The following is an 18,499-nucleotide window of genomic DNA, read 5'->3' on the forward strand; positions in this document are numbered from 1 at the left end:
CTGTCTCCCTCAAGCCGTCTTGTCTTCACCGATCAGGAGCTTGGTCTCCGACAGGTACGTGTGCGGCGGCACTTCGAGGTTGTCGGGCGCGGGCTTGTTCTTGAACACGCGGCCGGCCATGTCGAAGGTGGAGCCATGGCAGGGGCACAGGAAGCCGCCCTTCCAGTCGTCGGGCAGCGAAGGTTGCGCGCCCGGCGTGAACTTGTCGGAGGGCGAGCAGCCCAAGTGCGAGCAGATGCCCACGGCCACCAGCACCTCAGGCTTGATGGAGCGCCACTCGTTGCGCGCGTATTCGGGCGTGAGCTCGGCGGGATTGCGCTTGGACTGCGGGTCGGCCAGCTGGCTGTCGAGCTTGGGCAGCTCCGCGAGTTGCTCGGGCGTGCGCTTGACGATCCACACGGGCTTGCCGCGCCATTCCACGGTGATCTTCTCGCCGGGCTTGAGCCCCGAGATATCCACCTCGACGGCAGCGCCCGCAGCCTTGGCCTTTTCGGACGGCTGGAACGTGCTCACAAAAGGAACGGCGGTCGCCACGCCGCCCACCGCACCAGCGCAGCCGGACGCAATCAGCCACGTCCGCTTGCTGGAGTCGATCGGAGTTTCACTCATGGGGATCCTCGGTATGCATCGCTATTGGGGGGTCAACCGCAAATTGTAGCGGAGTGAAAATGGTTATTCCAACGCGGTGAACCCCAGTAAGCTAGGCAATACTTCAGTGTTTTCATCTATATCAAAGGACGAGTGGCATGGGCATCGCACAAGAATTCAGGGAGTTTGCGGTCAAGGGCAACGTGATCGACTTGGCCGTGGGCGTGATCATCGGAGGGGCATTCGGGAAGATCGTCGACTCGGTGGTCAGCGACCTCATCATGCCTGTCGTCGGCCTCGTGTTCGGCAAGCTGGATTTCTCCAACCTGTTCCTGGTGCTGGGCAGCGTGCCCGCAGGCACGCCGCATACGCTGGATGCGCTGCGCAAGGCCGGCGTGCCCGTGCTGGCCTATGGCAGCTTCATCACCGTGCTGGTGAACTTCGTCATCCTCGCGTTCATCATCTTCATGATGGTCAAGCAGATCAACCGCCTCAAGCGCGAGGCGCCTCCCGCGCCGGCCGAACCGGCGGCCACGCCGGAGGACATCCAGCTGCTGCGCGAGATCCGCGACAGCCTCAAGCGCTGAACCCCCAAGCCCGCCGATGAGCGGGCTTTTTTACGCGGCCAGCCTGCGCGCCATGCGCACGGCCTCGACGAGGCTGGAGGCATCGGCCACGCCCTGCCCCGCGATGTCGAACGCAGTGCCGTGGTCCGGGCTGGTGCGCACTAGCGGCAGGCCCAGCGTCACGTTCACGCCCTTGTCCACGCCGAGGTACTTCACGGGGATCAGCCCCTGGTCGTGGTACATGGCCAGCACCACGTCGAACTCGCCCGCGCGCCCGGGCGCACTGCGTGCGCGCATGAAGACGGTGTCGGGTGCATGCGGGCCGTGCGCGTCGATGCCCTCGGCGCGCGCCACGGCGATGGCCGGGGCGATGGCGTCCAGCTCCTCGCGGCCGAACAGGCCGCCCTCGCCTGCATGCGGGTTGAGCCCTGCCACGCCGATGCGCGGCACGCGGCCCAGGCTGCGCGACAGCGCCGCATGCGTGATGCGCAGGGTCTGCAGCACGTTGTCCGGCGTGACGGCGGCGATCGCCTCGCGCAGCGAGACATGGATGCTGACCAGCACCGTGCGCAGTTCGTCGTTGGCCAGCATCATGCGCACCGGCATGCGTGCCACGGGCACGCCCGCGTGGTGCGCGGCCTCGGCCTGCAGCAGCTCGGTGTGACCGGGAAAGTCAACGCCAGCCGCGGCCAGCGCCTCCTTGTGCAGCGGTGCAGTGACCAGGGCGGCGATCTCCCCGCGCAGCGCGGCGCGCGCGGCCCAGACCACGCAGGCGGCCGCGTCGCGCCCGGCCTGCGCACTCACCACGCCCCACGGCGCCGGCCCCGCGAGGCCGGGCAACTGCAGCACGGGCAGGCAGCGCGGCGGCACGCCATGCGCGTCCTGCGGGCCGTCGATGCAGGCCACGGGCACGCCAGGCCGCCCGATGCACGCGGCGGCGCGGCGCAGCGTGGCCACGTCGCCCACGGCGAAGCAGCCGCGCATCTCGTGCGGCGCGTCGCGGAACGCCTTGGCGACGATCTCGGGGCCGATGCCTGCGGGGTCGCCCTGTGTGATGGCGATGAGGGGAATATTGGTCAAATCAGCCTCCAGCGCTTGATGCACAAGCGCAAGCAGCTATCAAAACGATAGTCAGGCGGGATTGTCGATCTCGATGAATTCATGCGACAGCCCCAGTTGCGCCGCCACGTGCGCCGCGACGGCGGGCGCGCCGTAGCGCTCGGTGGCATGGTGGCCCGCGGCGATGAAGGCCACGCCCGTCTCGCGCGCCAGATGGGCCTGGGGCTCGGAGATTTCGCCGGTGAGGAAGGCGTCGGCCCCTGCGACGATGGCGGCCTCGAAGAAGCCCTGCGCGCCTCCCGTGCACCAGGCCACGCGGCGGATGGGGCGCGCGTCCTCGGGCTCGGCCAACGTCACGCTGCGGCCCAGCACGGCCTGCACATGGGCGGCCAGATCGACGGCACCGGCGAAATCGGCGGGCGCGGCGAAGCCCAGCTCCTGCTCGCCGAAGCGCTGGTCGGCCTGCCAGCCGAGCACGCGGCCGAGCTGCGCGTTGTTGCCCAGTTCGGGGTGCGCGTCCAGCGGCAGGTGGTAGGCGAAGAGGTTGATGTCGTGCGCCAGCAGCCGCTGCAGGCGCTGCTTCATCCAGCCGGTCACGCGGCCGTCCATGCCGCGCCAGAACAGGCCATGGTGCACGAAGATGGCATCGGCACCGGCAGCGATCGCAGCATCGATCAGTGCGCGGCTGGCCGTCACGCCGCTGACGATGCGGTGGATCTCGGGCCGGCCCTCGACCTGCAGGCCGTTGGGGCCGTAGTCCTTGAAGCGCTCGGGCTGCAGCAGCGCGTCGAAATGGGAGAGCAGTTCCTGTCGCGTGGTCATGCCCGCAATTGTGCTGCCGATCGTGCCTGCCAGCCCCGGCAGGCCAGCGGCCAGAAGCCGATGGCCGCGCCCAGCACGCCCATCGCGCCCACGTAGTGCGCGGGCGCCATCACGTCGGCCTGCTGCTACACCGACACCAGCATGGGCGTGAGCCCGCCGAACACGGCATAGGCCAGGTTGTAGGCGAACGACAGGCCCGTGAAGCGCACCGCCGGAGGGAAAGCACGCACGCCGACCACCGGCAGCAGCGCAATGGCGCCCACGAAGAAGCCCGCCAGGCCGTATTGCCAGACGAGCGAGGCCGCATCGCCCGGCAGGCCCAGGTAGAACCAGTAGCAGGTCGTGCTCATGCCCAGCCAGCCGACGATCATGGCGGCGCGCGTACCGGCCCGGTCGGACAGCCAGCCCCAGAACACGCAGCCCAGCGTGAGCGTGACCGTGGCGACCGCGTTGGCCTTGAGCGCCAGCGCCGGTTCGATGTGGAACATCTTCTGCAGATAGGACGGCGCGAGCAGCACCACGACCACGATGGCGGTGGAGAGCACCCAGGTCATGAGCGCCACCAGCACGCAGGCCTCACGGTGGTCGCGCAGGATGGTCTTGATGGGCAGTTCGCGCCCCTCGGCCTTGCGCGCCTGCAGTTCCTTGAAGATCGGCGTTTCTTCGAGGAAGCGGCGCAGGTACACCGACACCAGCCCGAACACGCCGCCCAGGATGAACGGAATGCGCCAGGCCCAGTCGTGGATCTCCGCCTGGCTGTAGGTGCTGTTGAGCCACACGCCGAGGATGGAGCCCAGGAAGATGCCGCCCGTGATGCCCGAGGTCAGCGCGCCGATGGCGAAGCCGTAGTGCCGCGCGGGTGCGTGCTCGGCCACGAACACCCAGGCGCCCGGCATCTCGCCGCCGATGGCCGCGCCCTGCAGCACGCGCATCAGCAGCAGCAGGATGGGTGCGGCGACGCCGATGGCGGCGTACGTGGGCAGCAGGCCGATGACCAGCGTGGGCACGGCCATCAGGAAGATGGAGAGCGTGAACATGCGCTTGCGGCCCAGGATGTCGCCGAAGTGCGCGATCAGCACGCCGCCGATGGGCCGCGCGAGGTACCCCGCCGCGAAGATGCCCAGCGTCTGCAGCTGGCGCATCCAGTCGGGCAGGCTGGGAGGGAAGAACAGCGCGCCGATCACGTTGGCGAAGAAGACGAAGACGACGAAGTCGTAGAACTCCAGCGTGCCGCCCAGGGCGGACAGGCCCAGCGTCTTGTAGTCGCCGCGGGTCAGGGGACGATGGTGTGCGCCCGTGCCCGGGAGGGGCGCGGCGGAGATGAGTGTGGTCATGGGATGCGTTCCGGCTAACTTGCGAGCGCTGCGCGGGCCCTGGGCGCTTGGCAGGGCAGCGGGCCAGTTCGGGGAACGATCCGGATAGGGTCTGGGCATGCAGGCCGGGCGGGTGCGCCGGGCCGCAGGGAACGGATGGCCGATGCAGCGGACTTCATTCTAGGGTTAACCCTAGTTTCTTTCAGGACACTGCCCGTTTCCCCTGCCGTGCACAGGGCCGGGGCCTGCGCCCGGCCGCTCCCCGCAAACGCGCGACAATGGCGGCGTTTTCCTCCCTCGAGCCGAAGCCCCGCATCATGAAGCGCTACTGGTTGCTGTTTTCCCAAGCCGTGACGGTGCTCGCCGCCGCCTACTTCGTCGTCGCCACCCTGCAGCCCAGCTGGCTGCAGCGCGGCGCGACCCGGAGCGGCGCGGGCATTTCGCTGATCGAGGCGCCCTCCGCCCCCGTCGCGCAGCCCGCCGCGGGCAGCTTCAGCGCCGCGGCGCGCAAGGCGGCACCGGCGGTGGTGAGCATCAACACCAGCAAAGCCGTGCGCCATCCGCGCAGCAACGACCCGTGGTTCCAGTTCTTCTTCGGCGACCAGGGCACGCAGGCGCAGACGGGCCTGGGCAGCGGCGTGATCATCAGCCCCGACGGCTACATCCTCACCAACAACCACGTGGTGGAAGGCGCCGACGAGATCGAGGTGACGCTCACCGACAGCCGCCGCGCGCGCGCCACCGTGATCGGCACCGACCCCGAGACCGATCTGGCCGTGCTGAAGGTCGAGCTCGACAAGCTGCCCGTGATCGTGCTGGGCGACTCGGACCAGCTCGCCGTGGGCGACCAGGTGCTGGCCATCGGCAACCCCTTCGGCGTAGGCCAGACGGTGACCAGCGGCATCGTCTCGGCGCTGGGGCGCAGCCAGCTCGGCATCAACACCTTCGAGAACTTCATCCAGACCGACGCGGCCATCAACCCCGGCAATTCCGGCGGCGCGCTGGTGGACGTGAACGGCAACCTCATGGGCGTCAACACCGCCATCTATTCGCGCTCGGGCGGCAGCATGGGCATCGGCTTCGCCATCCCCGTTTCCACCGCCAAGCTGGTGCTGGACGGCATCGTGCGCGACGGCCAGGTGACGCGCGGCTGGATCGGCGTGGAGCCCAACGAGCTGTCGCCCGAGCTGGCACAGACCTTCGGCGTGCAGGCCACCGAGGGCGTCATCATCACCGGCGTGCTGCAGGGCGGCCCCGCGGCCCAGGCTGGCGTGCGGCCGGGCGACGTGATCCTGCGCGTGGATGGCAAGGCCACCAACAACGTGTCGCAGCTGCTCACGGCGGTGGCCGCCCTCAAGCCCGGCACGGCCGCGCCCTTCGACCTGCAGCGCGGCGATGCGCGCATGGAGGTTTCCGTAGTGCCCGGCACGCGCCCGCGGCTGCAGCAGCGGCGCTGATCCGCCACGGCACTATCAAAAAAATAGCTGCCAGCGCTTGCTTAGCATGCGCTGGCAGCTATTTTTATGCCTGATCTTTCAGGAGGCCGATTCCGCGCTGTCCTCCGGCGCCTTGGTGGTGCGGATGAAGATCTGCGCCGCCCAGATGCCCAGCTCATAGAGCAGGCACATGGGAACGGCCAGTGCCAGCTGCGACACCACGTCCGGCGGCGTGACGATGGCGGCGACCACGAAGGCGGCCACGATGAAGTAGCCGCGGAAGCTCTTGAGCTTGTCCACGCTCACCACGCCCAGGCGCGCCAGCACCACCACGGCGATGGGCACCTCGAACGCCAGGCCGAAGGCCAGGAACATGGTCATCACGAAGCCCAGGTAGGCCTCGATGTCCGGCGCAGCGGTGATGCTCTTGGGCGCGAAGCCCTGGATGAAGCTGAACACCTGGCCGAACACGAAGAAGTAGCAGAAGGCCACGCCTATGAAGAACAGCACCGTGCTGGAGACCACCAAGGGCAGCACCAGCTTCTTCTCGTGCGAGTACAGGCCCGGCGCGATGAAGGCCCACACCTGGTAGAGCACCACGGGCAGCGCGACCAGGAAGGCCGACATCAGCAGGATCTTGAGCGGCACCATGAACGGCGAGATGACCGAGGTGGCGATCATCGTCGCACCCTGCGGCAGGTGGGCCACCAGCGGCGCGGCCAGGAAGTCGTAGAGCCGGCCGGGGCCGGGGAAGAAGAACAGCACCGCAGCGACGATGCCTACGGCGACCAGCGCCTTGAGCAGGCGGTCGCGCAGCTCCATGAGGTGCTGCACGAAAGGCTGCTCGGTGCCGGCCAGCTCGTCTTCTTTATCGGGGGTTTCGGACATGGTGGGGGTGGGGCCTGGGCGGCTGCATGCACGCGGGCCGCGCGGGCGGCGTGGGCGATGGGGCCGCCGTCACGGCGGGGTCAATGGAATCGTTGGGGCCGGAAGCGCGCCACGCGCGCCGCGCCGGACTGCGCCTTGGTGCGCACGCCGGCACGCGACTTGTACCACTGCGGCACCGCGCCGCGCTTGAGGCGCCAGTTCTTGCCGGGGTGCTTGTAGGCCGGGACGATGGTGGAGGAAGATGCCGCCTGCAGCGCGCCGTCATCCGTGCTGCTGTCGGACGTGAGGCCGGCCACGCCCGCGTCCCAGTCCTTCTGGAAATCAGAGGCGCTGGTCTGGATGCTCTGCTCCACGTCGCGCGCGGCGTTCTCCACCGTGTCCTTCATCTTGCGCAGCTCGTCCAGCTCCATGGAGCGGTTGACCTCGGCCTTCACGTCGGCCACGTAGCGCTGCGCCTTGCCCAGCAGCGTGCCCACGGTACGGGCCACGCGCGGCAGCTTCTCGGGGCCGATGACGATGAGTGCGACGGCGCCGATGAGCGCCATCTTGGACAGGCCGATGTCGATCATGGACGCGCGCGATCAGCTCTTGTGCTTGGCTTCGACGTCGATGGTGGTCTTGTCGGCCGCGGTGGTGTTGGTCACCTGGCCGGCGGGCGCGCTGGCGGAGGCGGCGTCATCGCTGGCGCCGTCCTTCATGCCGTCCTTGAAGCCCTTGACCGCGCCGCCGAGGTCGGAGCCGATGTTCTTGAGCTTCTTCGTGCCGAACACCATCACGACGATGAGCAGCACGATGAGCCAGTGCCAAATGGAAAACGAACCCATGGAAATCTCCTAACGAATACAGGCCATTCTAGACGCGGGGCATGTCGCCTGCCGCCGCATATCCCTGCCGGCGTCAGCCCTTGCGCCAGGGGCGCGGGCCGCCGATCACGTGCATGTGCAGGTGATGGACTTCCTGCCCGCCCTCGGTGCCGGTGTTGACTACGATGCGAAAGCCCCCTTCCGGGTACGGGTTGCAGCCCTGCTCCTGCGCCAGGCGCGGCGCCAGGGCCATCATGTGGCCCAGCAGGCCCGCATGCTCTGGCGTGACGGCGGCCATGGAATGCAGGTGCGTCTTGGGCACCATGAGGAAGTGCACCGGCGCCCAGGGCTGGATGTCGTGGAAGGCGAAGACCTGTTCGTCCTCGTAGACTTTCTTCGAGGGAATCTGGCCGGCGATGATCTTGCAGAAAAGGCAGTTCGGATCGTGTTGCATGGTGGTTGGAGCGCGTGTCGCACGCTCTACGCATTGTCCGCGATGTTCACGCTCGGGCGCACGCCCACGTCGCCGCGGTGGCCCGCGAGCCACTGCTCGCCGGCCTCGCGGCCCAGGGCGAAGAGCTGGCGCACGAAGGACAGGTCCGCGCGCACCTTGCTCGACGAGCCGAAGGGCGCGAGCACCGCGCCGCCGTCGATGCGGTGCATGCGCACGCTCTTGTAGCGGCGCGGGTCCAGCTTGCCCTCGGCCAGCAGGCGACGCACGAACTCGATGGCGCGCAACTCGGCCAGCAGGCTGGCGTTGAAGGTCACCTCGTTCATGCGCTCCATGATTTCCGCCGCGCTGCCCGGCACGCCCGCGTGCTCGATGGGGTTGATCTGCACCAGCAGCACGTCGCTGCATTCGGTCTTGTAGATCAGCGGGTGCAGGGCCGGGTTGCCGGAATAGCCGCCATCCCAGTAGTGCTCGCCGCCGATCTCCACGGCCTTGAACAGCATGGGCAGGCAGGCGGACGCCATCACCGCGTCGGCGCTCAGGCGCTTGCCGGTGAAGATCTCACCGCGCCCGGTGCGCACGTTGGTCGCGCACACGAACACTTGCGGGATGCGGGCGTGCGTGGCGCACAGGCGCTCGAAGTCCACCTCGCGCTCCAGCAGGCGGCGCAGCGGGTTGATGTCCAGCGGATTGGTCTGGTAGGGCGAGAGCCACTGGGTCCACAGGCCCATGAGCGCCTTCGCGCCCGGCAGCGGCACGCCCCACATCAGGCTGCCGAGCGTGCCCACGCCCTCCCACAGCCGCGTGAGCGTGGCGCGCGCCTGCGCGCAGCCGGCCAGGTGCGCCTCGTGCGGGTCGGAATGCTCCTGCGCGGCCTCGGCGAAGCCGTGGGCCAGGGCCACGGCGTTCATGGCGCCGGCGCTGGTGCCGCTCACTCCGTCGAAGGAAAAGCCGCCGTCTTCCAGCAGGGCGTCGAGCACGCCCCAGGTGAGCGCGCCGTGCGAGCCGCCGCCCTGCAGGGCGAGGTTGAGCCGCTGCGTGCCCCCCGCCTCAGGCATGGATGGCCTGGCCCTTGTTCATCTCGACCATGCCGCGCACGATGCGGTAGAGGAACCAGATGGAGATCAGCCCCCAGGCGATCCAGCCCGGGAAGATGAAGATCCACAGCGGCGCGGTGACCACGTAGAGCACCCCGGCCCAGATCACGGTGCGGATGCGCCACGAGAAATGGCTGGCCTGCCAGGTGCCCTGGGCGTCGCTTTTCTTCACGAGGTCGATGACCAGCGCCACGATCAGCAGCGCCGCGCTGGGCTGCGCGCCCGGCACGACGGCCGCCACGGCGACGATCAGGTGCAGGATGTAGCTGACCCAGCCGACGGTCTTGAGCGATTCGGCACGCTGATTCGGCTCCACGTCGATGATGTCGTTGTTCACCTCGGACCTCCTTCTTCGGTTGCACGGGCTGCGGCCTTGCGCAGGGCTTTCTCCTCGATGCCGCTGGTGCCTTCGCGGCGCTCCAGCTCGGCGATCACGTCGGCCGGCGTGGCCCCGTAGTGGGCCAGCGCGATCATCGAGTGGAACCACAGGTCGGCCACTTCGTAGACCAGCTTGGCCTTGTCCGCCCCGTGGTCCACGTCCTTCGCGGCCATGACGCACTCGGTGGCTTCCTCGCCGATCTTCTTGAGAAAGGCGTCGGGCCCCTTATGCAACAAGCGGGCCACGTAGCTTTTCTCGGGGTCGCCGCCGTTCGCCGCCTTGCGGCTTTCGATAATGGCGGCCAGGCGGGCCAGGGAATCGTTGCTGGACATGAGTGGATTATTTGTAGATGGACTCGGGGTCTTTCAAGACCGGATCGACGGCTTGCCATGCACCGTCCTTGAGCACGCTGAAGAAGCAACTGTGCCGCCCCGTGTGACAGGCGATGCCGGGCTCGTGGCCGAGCTGCGTCACCTTGAGCAGCACCACGTCGTTGTCGCAGTCCAGGCGGATCTCGTGCACCGTCTGCACGTGGCCCGATTCCTCGCCCTTGAACCACAGCTTGCCGCGCGAGCGGCTGAAGTACACCGCGCGGCCCAGCTCGGCCGTCCTGGCCAGCGCCTCGCGGTCCATCCAGGCGAACATCAGCACGTCGCCCGTGGCGGCCTCCTGCGCGATGGCGGGCACCAGGCCCTGCGCGTCCCATTTCACTTGATCGAGCCAGTTCATGCGGGCATTGTCGCTCATGGCCTGCTCCTACTATCAAAGAAATAGCTGCCCGCGCTTGGTGGACAAGCGCTGGAGGCCGATTTGGCTTGGAATATCAAAGACGGACCGGAATGCCGCGCGCCTGCATGCGCTCCTTGGCCTCGCGCACGGTGAATTCGCCGTAGTGGAAGATGCTGGCGGCCAGCACCGCGTCGGCGCCGCCCTGCTGCACGCCGTCGGCCAGGTGCTCAAGGTTGCCCACGCCGCCCGAGGCGATCACGGGCACGCCCACCGCGTCGCTCACTGCGCGCGTGAGCTGCAGGTCGAACCCGCTCTTGGTGCCGTCGCGGTCCATGCTGGTCAGCAGGATCTCGCCCGCACCGCGGCGCGCCATGTCGAAGGCCCACTGCACCGCGTCCAGCCCGGTGTTCTTGCGCCCGCCGTGGCTGTACACGTCCCAGCCCTCGCCGCGCTCGCGCACGTCCTCGCCCTGGCGGCGCTTGGCGTCGATGGCCACCACGATGCACTGCGCGCCGTACTTGTCGCTGGCGGCGTTGATGACGTCGGGGTTGGCGATGGCGGCGGAGTTGAAGCTGGTCTTGTCCGCGCCCGCGTTCAAGAGGCGCCGCACGTCTTCGACGGTGCGCACGCCGCCGCCCACCGTGAGGGGGATGAACACCTGGCTGGCCACGGCCTCGATGATCGGCAGAATCAGGTCGCGCCCGTCGCTGGTGGCGGTGATGTCGAGGAAAGTCAGTTCATCGGCGCCCTGCGCGTTGTAGCGCGCGGCGATCTCCACGGGGTCGCCCGCGTCGCGCAGTTCGACGAAGTTGACGCCCTTGACCACGCGGCCTCCGGTCACGTCGAGGCAGGGAATGATGCGTTTGGCAAGCATGGGAAAAGCCCTTCAGGAATGGGCGCCGCTCTGCCAGCGCCAGACGTCCTCGCACATGCGGTCCACGCCGCGCGTGGCGCGCCAGCCCAGCCGTTGCTCGGCCAGAGACGGGTCGGCCCAGTAGGCGGGCACGTCGCCGGGGCGGCGGTCGGTGATGCGGTAGGGCACGGGGCGGCCGCTGGCGCGCTCGAAGGCATGCACCATCTGCAGCACGGAGACGGGCTGGCCGGTGCCCAGGTTGAGGGTGAGCAGGCCCGGGTGCGCGCGCAGGTAGCGCAGCGCGGCCACGTGGCCTTCGGCCAGGTCGCTCACATGGATGTAGTCGCGCACGCCTGTGCCGTCCTCGGTGGGATAGTCGCCGCCGAAAACGGACAGCTCCGGCCGCTGCCCCACGGCCACCTGGGCCACGTAGGGCATGAGGTTGTTCGGCACGTCCTGCGGGTCTTCGCCGATCAGGCCGCTTTCGTGCGCGCCCACGGGGTTGAAGTAGCGCAGCCGCGCGATGCGCCATTGGCCGGGCTCGGAGCGCTCCACGTCGGCCAGCGCCTGCTCAGCCATGAGCTTGCTCCAGCCGTAGGGGTTGGCGGGCTGCAGCGCGAAGTCCTCGCGGATGGGCGAGGTGATGGGATCGCCGTACACCGTGGCCGAGGAGGAGAACACCACGGTGCGCACGCCCGCATCGCGCATCGCGGCCAGCAGCGTGAGCGTGCCGCCCACGTTGTTGTCGTAGTAGCGCAGCGGGTCGCGCACCGACTCGCCCACGGCCTTGAGGCCGGCGAAATGGATGACGGCGCCAATGGAGCGCTCCCGTAGCACGCGCGCGAGCAGCGCGCCGTCGCGCACGTCGCCCTCGACGCAGTCCACCGGCGCGCCGGTGATACGCGCCAGGCGCTCCAGCACCGGGCGCTGGCTGTTGCAGAAGTTGTCGAGGATGACGAAGCGCTCGCCCTGCGCTGCCAGCGCGGCGCAGGTGTGAGAGCCGATGAAACCGGCCCCGCCGGTGACGAGGATCACCTCAGGCCGTGAGCTCATCGGCCCGCTCCTGCGCGGCCGCGAAGTCCAGGTCGCCGCTGTAGATGGCGCGGCCGCAGATCACGCCCTCCACGCCCTCGCGCTCGACGGCGCACAGCTGCTCGATGTCGGCGATGCCGGCGAGCCCGCCCGAGGCGATCACGGGGATGGTCAGCGCCTGCGCGAGCTTGACCGTGGCCTCGATGTTGATGCCCGAGAGCATGCCGTCGCGGCCGATGTCGGTGTAGATGATGGACTCGACGCCCCAGTCCTCGAACTTCTTGGCCAGATCGACCACCTCGTGGCCGGTGAGCTTGCTCCAGCCGTCGGTGGCCACCTTGCCGTCCTTGGCGTCCAGGCCCACGATGATGTGGCCGCCGAAGGCGCTGCACGCGTCCTTGAGGAAGCCCGGGTTCTTGACCGCCGCCGTGCCGATGATGACGTAGGCCAGGCCCGCGTCGATGTAGCGCTCGATGGTGTCCAGGTCGCGGATGCCGCCGCCGAGCTGCACCGGGATGTCCGCGCCCACCTCGGCCAGGATGGACTTGATGGCCGCCTTGTTCTTGGGCTGGCCCGCGAAGGCGCCATTCAGGTCGACGAGATGCAGGCGGCGCGCGCCGGCGTTCGCCCACTTGCGCGCCATGGCGGCAGGGTCTTCGCCGAAGGTGGTCGATTGATCCATGTCACCTTGCTTGAGGCGCACGCAATGGCCGTCCTTGAGGTCGATGGCGGGGATGAGCAGCATAGATGTGGAGCGAGGATTCGGGCGCACGGGCAGCCCGGCCGGGTTGAGGATCAGGGATTCCAGTGCAGGAAGTTGCGGAACAGCGCCAGGCCGTGCTCGGCGCTCTTTTCCGGGTGGAACTGCGTGGCGAAAATATTATCGCGCGCGATGGCGGCTGCAAAGGGCTGGCCGTAGTCGGCCTCGCCCGCCACGTGCGCCGCATCGCGCGGGCGGGCGTAGAAGCTGTGCACGAAGTAGAAATAGCTGTCGTCGGGCACGCCGCTCCACACCGGGTGGGCGCTGCCTCCACGGCGCGCCTGGCGCACGCGGTTCCAGCCCATCTGCGGCACCTTGTAGCGGCTGCCGTCGGGCTGGGTGCGTCCGGCCAGGTCGAACTTGAGCACCTCGCCCGGGATCAGGCCCAGGCCAGGCGTGTCGCCCTCGGCGCTGTGGTCCAGCAGCATCTGCATGCCCACGCACACGCCGAACAGGGGCTTGGCCGCAGCGGCCTCCAGCACGGGGGCGAGCAACCCCGAGTCGCGCAGCTCGCGCATGCAGTCGGGCATGGCGCCCTGGCCGGGCAGCACCACGCGGGCGGCGGCGCGCACCTCGTCGGGATGGCGGGTGACGGTCACCTGCCAGCCGCTGCCCTGCGCCGCGGCCAGCACGGCTTGCGAGACCGAGCGCAGGTTGCCCATGCCGTAGTCCACGACCGCGACGGTTTTAGCTTCACTATTCATAGCTGCCAGCGCTTGCCAGATAAGCGTTAGAGGCCAATTTGGCTTGGAATTTCTACAGGGAGCCCTTGGTGGACGGGATCACGCCCGCCGCGCGCGGGTCGCGCTCCAGCGCGGCGCGCAGCGCGCGCGCGAAGGCCTTGAAGACCGTCTCGCACTGGTGGTGGGCGTTGATGCCCTTGAGGTTGTCGATGTGCAGGGTCACGCCCGCATGGTTCACGAAGCCCTGGAAGAACTCGTAGGTGAGCTGCGTGTCGAAGCCGCCGATGCTCGCCGCCGTGAACGGGATGTGCAGGTGCAGGCCCGGGCGGCCCGAGAAATCGACCACCACGCGCGAGAGCGCCTCGTCGAGCGGCACGTAGGCGTGGCCATAGCGGCGGATGCCTTTCTTGTCGCCCACGGCGCGCGCGAAAGCCTGGCCGAGGGTGATGCCCACGTCCTCCACCGTATGGTGGCCGTCGATGTGCAGGTCGCCGTCGCAGCGCACCTCCAGGTCGATGAGGCCGTGGCGTGCGATCTGGTCGAGCATGTGGTCGAAGAAGCCGATGCCCGTGTTCAGGCGGGCCTCGCCCGTGCCGTCGAGGTTCACGCGCGCGGTGATGCGGGTTTCGGCCGTGTTGCGGCTGACTTCGGCCGTGCGGTCGGCGCAGGGCTCGGGGGAGGAAGGAACGAGTGCGGAAGAGGTCATAGGGAAGCCTGGAGCGCCGCGAGCATCTGGGCGTTGTCGGCGGCACTGCCCACCGTCAGACGCAGGCAGTTGGCCAGCAATGAGTGCATTGTAGAAACGTTCTTGACGAGAACCTTGCGCGCGGCCATGCCCGCATGCGCGCTGGCGGAATCCCGCACGCGGACCAGCACCATGTTGGCCTCGCTGTCCCACACCTTCAGCACGCCGGGCAGGGCGCGCAGCGCGGCCAGCAATTCGGCGCGCGCGGCGCGCAGCTCGGCCGCCTGCGCGGCGAAAACTTCGGCATGCTCCAGCGCGAACAGCGCGGCCTCGCAGTTGAGCACGCTCACGTTGTAGGGCGGGCGCAGCTTGTCGATCTCGTGCACCAGCGCGGCCGGGCCGATCAGGTAGCCCAGGCGAACGCCCGCCAGGCCGAACTTGCTGAGCGTGCGCAGCAGCAGCACGTGGCCGTTGCGCGCGGGCTCGGCCCGCATGCGGGCTATCCAGCTGCGGCTGGCGAAGGGCTGGTAGGCCTCGTCCATCACCACGATGCCGCCCTGCGCGGCCACGGCGTCAACGATGCGCTGCACCACGCCCTCGTCCCACAGCGTGGCCGTGGGGTTGTTGGGATAGGCCAGGAAGGTGACGGCCGGGCGGTGCGCGGCGATGGCATCCAGCATGGCCTGCTCGCGCAGCTGGAATTCACCGTCCAGCTCCACGCCCACGTAGCGCAGGCCGTGCTGCTGCGCGGCCATGGCGTAGTAGACGAAGCCCGGCACCGGCGCGAGCACCGCTGCCCCGGGCTGCGCGCAGGCCATCTGCACCAGGCTGATGAGCTCGTCGGAGCCGTTGCCCAGCAGCAGCGCGCTGCCCTGCGGCGCGCCGGCGTGCGCGGCCAGCGCGGCCCGCAGTTCGCCCTGGCGCGCACCAGGATAGCGGTTGATCTCCAGCGCGCCCAGGCGCCGGCCCAGCGCGGCCTGCAGCGCGGGAGGCAGGCCGAAGGGGTTCTCCATTGCATCCATCTTCAGGTAGCCCGTGGCATCCGGAATGGGATAGGCGTGCATGGCGCGCACGTCGGGGCGGATGCGCTGCAGCGGATCGGGGGCGGTGGGGGGCGTCATGCGGCGGGATCGGTTTCGCGGGAACGGCGAGTGTAGGCGGTGGCCGGGGCCTGCTCGCCCATGCGCGTGGCGATGTCGCCCACGCGGCGCAGCGCGTCCAGATGCCGGTCCGTCCAGTCGCCACCCATGCCGATGCGCAGGCAGTTGCGGAAACGCGCGCTGGCGCTGAACACGGTGCCGGGCGCGACGAGGATGCCCTCGGCCAGGCAGGCCTCGTGCAGGCGCACCGCGTCCAGCCCGCGCGGCAGCTCCAGCCACAGCAGCAGGCCGCCGGGCGGGTCGCTCACGCGCGTGCCGGGCGGGAAGTGGGCGGCGATCGCATGGCGCGCCCCGTCCAGCCGCGCCGCCGCCAGCGCGCGCAGCTGGCGCATCGCGGCGGCGTGGCCGGCCTGGGTGATGAGGTCGGCCAGCGCCAGCTCCAGCACGGCCGACTGGCCGCCGGACTGCAGGTCCTTGATCGCGCGCACCCGCTCGCCCCAGCGCCCGGCCTCCACCCAGCCCAGGCGCAGGCCCGGCGCGAGGGTCTTGGAGAACGAGTCGCACAGCATCACGTGGCCCGTGGCGTCGTACGACTTGACGGTGCGGCGCATCTCGTCGGGCTCGGCGAGGTCGTTGTAGATCGCATCCTCGATCACCGCGATGCCGTGGCGCGCCGCCATCTGCGCCAGGCGCCTGCGCTCGGGCTGGGGCATGCAGGCACCCAGCGGATTGCTGAGCGTGGGCACGAGCAGCAGCGCCTTCACCGGCTGCGTGTCCAGCGCGAGCTGCAGCGCGTCCAGCGACAGGCCGTGGCGCGGGTGCGTGGGGATCTCCAGCGCGCGCAGGTGCAGGCTCTGCAGCACCTCCAGGAAGGAGAAATGCGTGGGCGACTCGATCGCCACCACGTCGCCCGGCTGCGTGACCGCGCGCAGGCACAGGCCGATGCTGTCCATGCAGCCGCTGGTGACGATGACGTTGGCAGGGTCGAGCGTGCAGCCCAGCCCCACGGCATAGCGCGCGAGCGCACGGCGCGCCTCCTCCTGCCCCGTGGCCGAAGGGTAGGCGCACAGCAGGTGGCGGTGGCGCTGCACGGCGCGCGTGACGGCGCGGCGCACGCGGTCGGGGTTGAGCATGTCGGCCCCGGGCGTGCCGCTGCTGAACGACACCAAGCCCGCAGGCTGCTCGCGCCCCAGGATGCGCTGGCCCAGCCAGTCCACCGACACCTCGCGCGGACGGCCGCGCGGGCGCGAGGCCTGGGGCTCGGGCAGTGGCGCTGGCCGGGGTGCGACGAAGAAGCCCGAGCGCGGCCGCGCGACGACCAGGCGCGCGTCCTCCAGCCAGTGGAAGGCCTGCACCACCGTGGTCTGCGCCACGCCGTGCTGGCGCGCGAGCGCGCGCACCGAGGGCAGCTTCTCGCCGCGCACGAGCGTGCCGTTGCGCACCAGCTCGGCGAGCTGGCCGGCGATCTGCTGGTACAGGGGCGGGGCTTCATCGGAGGACATGCGGGCATTCTGTACTGGCCGGCAGCCTGCCAAGCAGCACAGACACCGGCCACGCCGACCAGTACAGACGCGCCGCGGCGGCGCGCTGTACTGCACCGGATCGCCTGCGGCTGTGGCTGGCGGCGGCACGGGCGCCTGCGCACCATGGCTGCCATGGACTACGCCGCTTCCTCCCCCGCTTTCCCTGCCCCCGTCCCCCTGCCCTGGCAGCGCCAGCCTCTGGCGCCGCTGCAGCCCGTACAGATCCTGCACGTGCGCAAGGGCGAAACCGCCGTGCTCGAAGCCGAGCGCGGGCGCGTGTGGCTGACCTGCGAGGGCCGCCTCGAAGACCATTTCCTGGAGGCCGGCCAGCGCCTGCAATTCGCCGGGCCGGCGCGGCTGCGCGTGAGCGCCGACGGGCGCGCCGCCGCGTGCCTGCGCTGGGCGCTCAGTCCTGCGTGAGGCGCATCTCGGCCGCGCGCGCGTGGGCCTGCAGGCCCTCGCCGTGGGCCAGCACGCTGGCGATGCGGCCCAGCGTCTGTGCGCCCTGCCCGCTCACCTCGATGAGGCTGCTGCGCTTCTGGAAGTCGTAGACGCCCAGCGGCGATGAGAAGCGCGCCGTGCCGCTCGTGGGCAGAACATGGTTCGGGCCGGCGCAGTAGTCGCCCAGGCTCTCGCTGGTGTAGGCGCCCAGGAAGATCGCGCCGGCGTGCCGCAGCAGCGGCTCCCAGCGGTGCGGGTCGCTGCTGGAGACCTCCAGGTGCTCGGGCGCGATGCGGTTGCTGATGGCGCAGGCCTCTTCCATGTCCCGCGTGAAGATCAGCGCGCCGCGGCCGGTGAGGCTCTTGGCGATGATCTCGGCGCGCGGCATCCCGGGCAGCAGCCGGTCGATGGCGGCCTGCACCGCTTCGATGTAGGCGGCGTCGGGGCACAGCAGGATGGACTGCGCCAGCTCGTCATGCTCGGCCTGGCTGAACAGGTCCATCGCCACCCAGTCGGGCGGCGTGGTGCCGTCGGCCAGCACGAGGATCTCGCTCGGGCCCGCGATCATGTCGATGCCCACGGTGCCGAACACGCGCTTCTTGGCGCTGGCCACGTAGGCGTTGCCGGGGCCGGTGATCTTGTCCACCTTGGGCACGGTGGCGGTGCCGTAGGCCAGCGCCGCCACGGCCTGCGCGCCGCCGATGGTGAAGGCGCGCGTGACGCCGGCCACGTGCGCGGCGGCGAGCACCAGCGGGTTCTTGGCGCCCTGCGGCGTGGGCACGACCATGACGATCTCGCCCACGCCCGCCACGTGCGCGGGGATGGCGTTCATGAGCACGCTGCTCGGGTACGCGGCCTTGCCGCCGGGCACGTAGATGCCCACGCGGTCGAGCGGCGTGACCTTCTGGCCGAGCAGGGTGCCGTCCTCGTCGCGGTAGCTCCAGCTCTCGCCGTTGGCCTTCTTCTGCGCCTCGTGGTAGCGGCGCACGCGCGCGGCGGCGGCCGTGAGGGCCTCGCGCTGCGCGGCGGGCAGGCCGTCGAAGGCGGCCTGCAGTTCGCCGGCCGCCAGCTCCAGCTCGGCCACGCCGTGCGCGTGCAGGCCGTCGAAGCGCTGCGTGTATTCGAGCACCGCCGCGTCGCCGCGCGCCTGCACGTCGGCCAGGATGTCGGCCACGCGCTGCTCGATGGCTGCGTCCTGCTCGGCCGACCAGTGCAGTCGCGCCGCGAAATCAGCCTCGAAAGTGCTGGAAACGGTGGACAGGCGAGCGGGAGCAGCTACGAATTTCATAGT

At 69.7% G+C, this 18,499-nt stretch carries 22 protein-coding genes and 1 pseudogene; 3 read left to right on the forward strand and 20 right to left on the reverse strand.

Annotated features, from left to right (window positions below; genetic code table 11):
• Positions 1–9 precede the first annotated feature (9 nt).
• Positions 10–609, reverse strand: a complete 600-nt coding sequence (petA, locus tag AAG689_RS17100; RefSeq protein ID WP_024001596.1) for a ubiquinol-cytochrome c reductase iron-sulfur subunit — start codon at positions 607–609, stop codon at positions 10–12.
• 137 nt (positions 610–746) lie between these two features.
• On the opposite strand from petA, the gene mscL reads away from it, so the two are divergent.
• Positions 747–1,175 carry a large conductance mechanosensitive channel protein MscL gene (gene mscL, locus AAG689_RS17105; protein WP_020229062.1) on the forward strand — a complete coding sequence of 143 codons (429 nt, stop codon included), beginning with the start codon at positions 747–749 and terminating at the stop codon, positions 1,173–1,175.
• A gap of 30 nt (positions 1,176–1,205) precedes the next feature.
• On the opposite strand, the gene pdxA is transcribed toward mscL, so the two are convergent.
• From pdxA to AAG689_RS17120, 3 genes and pseudogenes are all read right to left on the reverse strand, one after another.
• Positions 1,206–2,225 carry a 4-hydroxythreonine-4-phosphate dehydrogenase PdxA gene (gene pdxA, locus AAG689_RS17110; RefSeq protein ID WP_406626361.1) on the reverse strand — a complete coding sequence of 340 codons (1,020 nt, stop codon included), beginning with the start codon at positions 2,223–2,225 and terminating at the stop codon, positions 1,206–1,208.
• A gap of 60 nt (positions 2,226–2,285) precedes the next feature.
• On the reverse strand, positions 2,286–3,035 hold the full coding sequence (locus AAG689_RS17115; RefSeq protein ID WP_406623007.1) for a Nif3-like dinuclear metal center hexameric protein: 750 nt from the start codon (positions 3,033–3,035) through the stop codon (positions 2,286–2,288).
• Positions 3,032–4,369: pseudogene (locus AAG689_RS17120) on the reverse strand (MFS transporter). The gene AAG689_RS17115 and the pseudogene AAG689_RS17120 overlap by 4 nt, the downstream one beginning before the upstream one ends.
• A gap of 296 nt (positions 4,370–4,665) precedes the next feature.
• Here AAG689_RS17120 and AAG689_RS17125 point away from each other — a divergent pair.
• On the forward strand, positions 4,666–5,805 hold the full coding sequence (locus tag AAG689_RS17125; RefSeq protein ID WP_406623008.1) for a S1C family serine protease: 1,140 nt from the start codon (positions 4,666–4,668) through the stop codon (positions 5,803–5,805).
• 78 nt (positions 5,806–5,883) lie between these two features.
• Here the strand turns inward: AAG689_RS17125 and tatC are convergent, their stop codons facing one another.
• From tatC to AAG689_RS17200, 15 genes are all read right to left on the reverse strand, one after another.
• Complete coding sequence (gene tatC, locus AAG689_RS17130) at positions 5,884–6,672, reverse strand: twin-arginine translocase subunit TatC (RefSeq protein ID WP_406623009.1); 789 nt, start codon at positions 6,670–6,672, stop codon at positions 5,884–5,886.
• An 80-nt stretch (positions 6,673–6,752) separates the two neighbouring features.
• Positions 6,753–7,241 carry a Sec-independent protein translocase protein TatB gene (gene tatB, locus AAG689_RS17135; protein WP_020229056.1) on the reverse strand — a complete coding sequence of 163 codons (489 nt, stop codon included), beginning with the start codon at positions 7,239–7,241 and terminating at the stop codon, positions 6,753–6,755.
• Between the two features lie 12 nt (positions 7,242–7,253).
• Entirely contained in the window at positions 7,254–7,496 is a 243-nt protein-coding gene (gene tatA / locus AAG689_RS17140; protein WP_020229055.1) for a Sec-independent protein translocase subunit TatA, read from the reverse strand.
• Between the two features lie 73 nt (positions 7,497–7,569).
• Positions 7,570–7,929 (reverse strand): histidine triad nucleotide-binding protein, encoded by a 360-nt coding sequence (locus tag AAG689_RS17145; protein WP_406623010.1) that lies wholly within the window; start codon positions 7,927–7,929, stop codon positions 7,570–7,572.
• A 26-nt stretch (positions 7,930–7,955) separates the two neighbouring features.
• Positions 7,956–8,984: a patatin-like phospholipase family protein gene (locus tag AAG689_RS17150; protein ID WP_406623011.1), complete on the reverse strand. Its 1,029-nt coding sequence runs from the start codon at positions 8,982–8,984 to the stop codon at positions 7,956–7,958.
• Positions 8,977–9,360 (reverse strand): membrane protein, encoded by a 384-nt coding sequence (locus AAG689_RS17155; protein ID WP_020229052.1) that lies wholly within the window; start codon positions 9,358–9,360, stop codon positions 8,977–8,979. The genes AAG689_RS17150 and AAG689_RS17155 overlap by 8 nt, the downstream gene beginning before the upstream one ends.
• Complete coding sequence (locus AAG689_RS17160) at positions 9,357–9,734, reverse strand: phosphoribosyl-ATP diphosphatase (RefSeq protein WP_020229051.1); 378 nt, start codon at positions 9,732–9,734, stop codon at positions 9,357–9,359. The genes AAG689_RS17155 and AAG689_RS17160 overlap by 4 nt, the downstream gene beginning before the upstream one ends.
• Positions 9,735–9,741: 7 nt before the next feature.
• Complete coding sequence (hisI, locus tag AAG689_RS17165; protein ID WP_034690988.1) at positions 9,742–10,131, reverse strand: phosphoribosyl-AMP cyclohydrolase; 390 nt, start codon at positions 10,129–10,131, stop codon at positions 9,742–9,744.
• 94 nt (positions 10,132–10,225) lie between these two features.
• Positions 10,226–11,005 carry an imidazole glycerol phosphate synthase subunit HisF gene (gene hisF, locus AAG689_RS17170; RefSeq protein WP_020229049.1) on the reverse strand — a complete coding sequence of 260 codons (780 nt, stop codon included), beginning with the start codon at positions 11,003–11,005 and terminating at the stop codon, positions 10,226–10,228.
• Positions 11,006–11,017: 12 nt separating this feature from the next.
• Positions 11,018–12,019 (reverse strand): UDP-glucose 4-epimerase GalE, encoded by a 1,002-nt coding sequence (gene galE, locus AAG689_RS17175; RefSeq protein ID WP_406626362.1) that lies wholly within the window; start codon positions 12,017–12,019, stop codon positions 11,018–11,020.
• Position 12,020: 1 nt separating this feature from the next.
• Complete coding sequence (gene hisA / locus AAG689_RS17180; protein ID WP_020229047.1) at positions 12,021–12,761, reverse strand: 1-(5-phosphoribosyl)-5-[(5-phosphoribosylamino)methylideneamino]imidazole-4-carboxamide isomerase; 741 nt, start codon at positions 12,759–12,761, stop codon at positions 12,021–12,023.
• Between the two features lie 50 nt (positions 12,762–12,811).
• On the reverse strand, positions 12,812–13,480 hold the full coding sequence (hisH, locus tag AAG689_RS17185) for an imidazole glycerol phosphate synthase subunit HisH (RefSeq protein ID WP_406623012.1): 669 nt from the start codon (positions 13,478–13,480) through the stop codon (positions 12,812–12,814).
• A 52-nt stretch (positions 13,481–13,532) separates the two neighbouring features.
• Positions 13,533–14,165: an imidazoleglycerol-phosphate dehydratase HisB gene (gene hisB / locus AAG689_RS17190; protein ID WP_406623013.1), complete on the reverse strand. Its 633-nt coding sequence runs from the start codon at positions 14,163–14,165 to the stop codon at positions 13,533–13,535.
• Complete coding sequence (locus AAG689_RS17195) at positions 14,162–15,265, reverse strand: pyridoxal phosphate-dependent aminotransferase (protein WP_406623014.1); 1,104 nt, start codon at positions 15,263–15,265, stop codon at positions 14,162–14,164. Before AAG689_RS17195 ends, hisB begins: the two co-directional genes overlap by 4 nt.
• Positions 15,262–16,746 carry a PLP-dependent aminotransferase family protein gene (locus tag AAG689_RS17200; RefSeq protein ID WP_406623015.1) on the reverse strand — a complete coding sequence of 495 codons (1,485 nt, stop codon included), beginning with the start codon at positions 16,744–16,746 and terminating at the stop codon, positions 15,262–15,264. The genes AAG689_RS17195 and AAG689_RS17200 overlap by 4 nt, the downstream gene beginning before the upstream one ends.
• Positions 16,747–16,890: 144 nt before the next feature.
• On the opposite strand from AAG689_RS17200, the gene AAG689_RS17205 reads away from it, so the two are divergent.
• Complete coding sequence (locus AAG689_RS17205; RefSeq protein ID WP_406623016.1) at positions 16,891–17,187, forward strand: DUF2917 domain-containing protein; 297 nt, start codon at positions 16,891–16,893, stop codon at positions 17,185–17,187.
• Here the strand turns inward: AAG689_RS17205 and hisD are convergent.
• Positions 17,174–18,496 carry a histidinol dehydrogenase gene (gene hisD, locus AAG689_RS17210; protein WP_406623017.1) on the reverse strand — a complete coding sequence of 441 codons (1,323 nt, stop codon included), beginning with the start codon at positions 18,494–18,496 and terminating at the stop codon, positions 17,174–17,176. The genes AAG689_RS17205 and hisD overlap by 14 nt on opposite strands.
• Between the last annotated feature and the right edge of the window lie 3 nt (positions 18,497–18,499).

The sequence above is a fragment of the Acidovorax sp. SDU_ACID1 genome, from assembly GCF_045291395.1.
Classification (GTDB): domain Bacteria; phylum Pseudomonadota; class Gammaproteobacteria; order Burkholderiales; family Burkholderiaceae_C; genus MR-S7.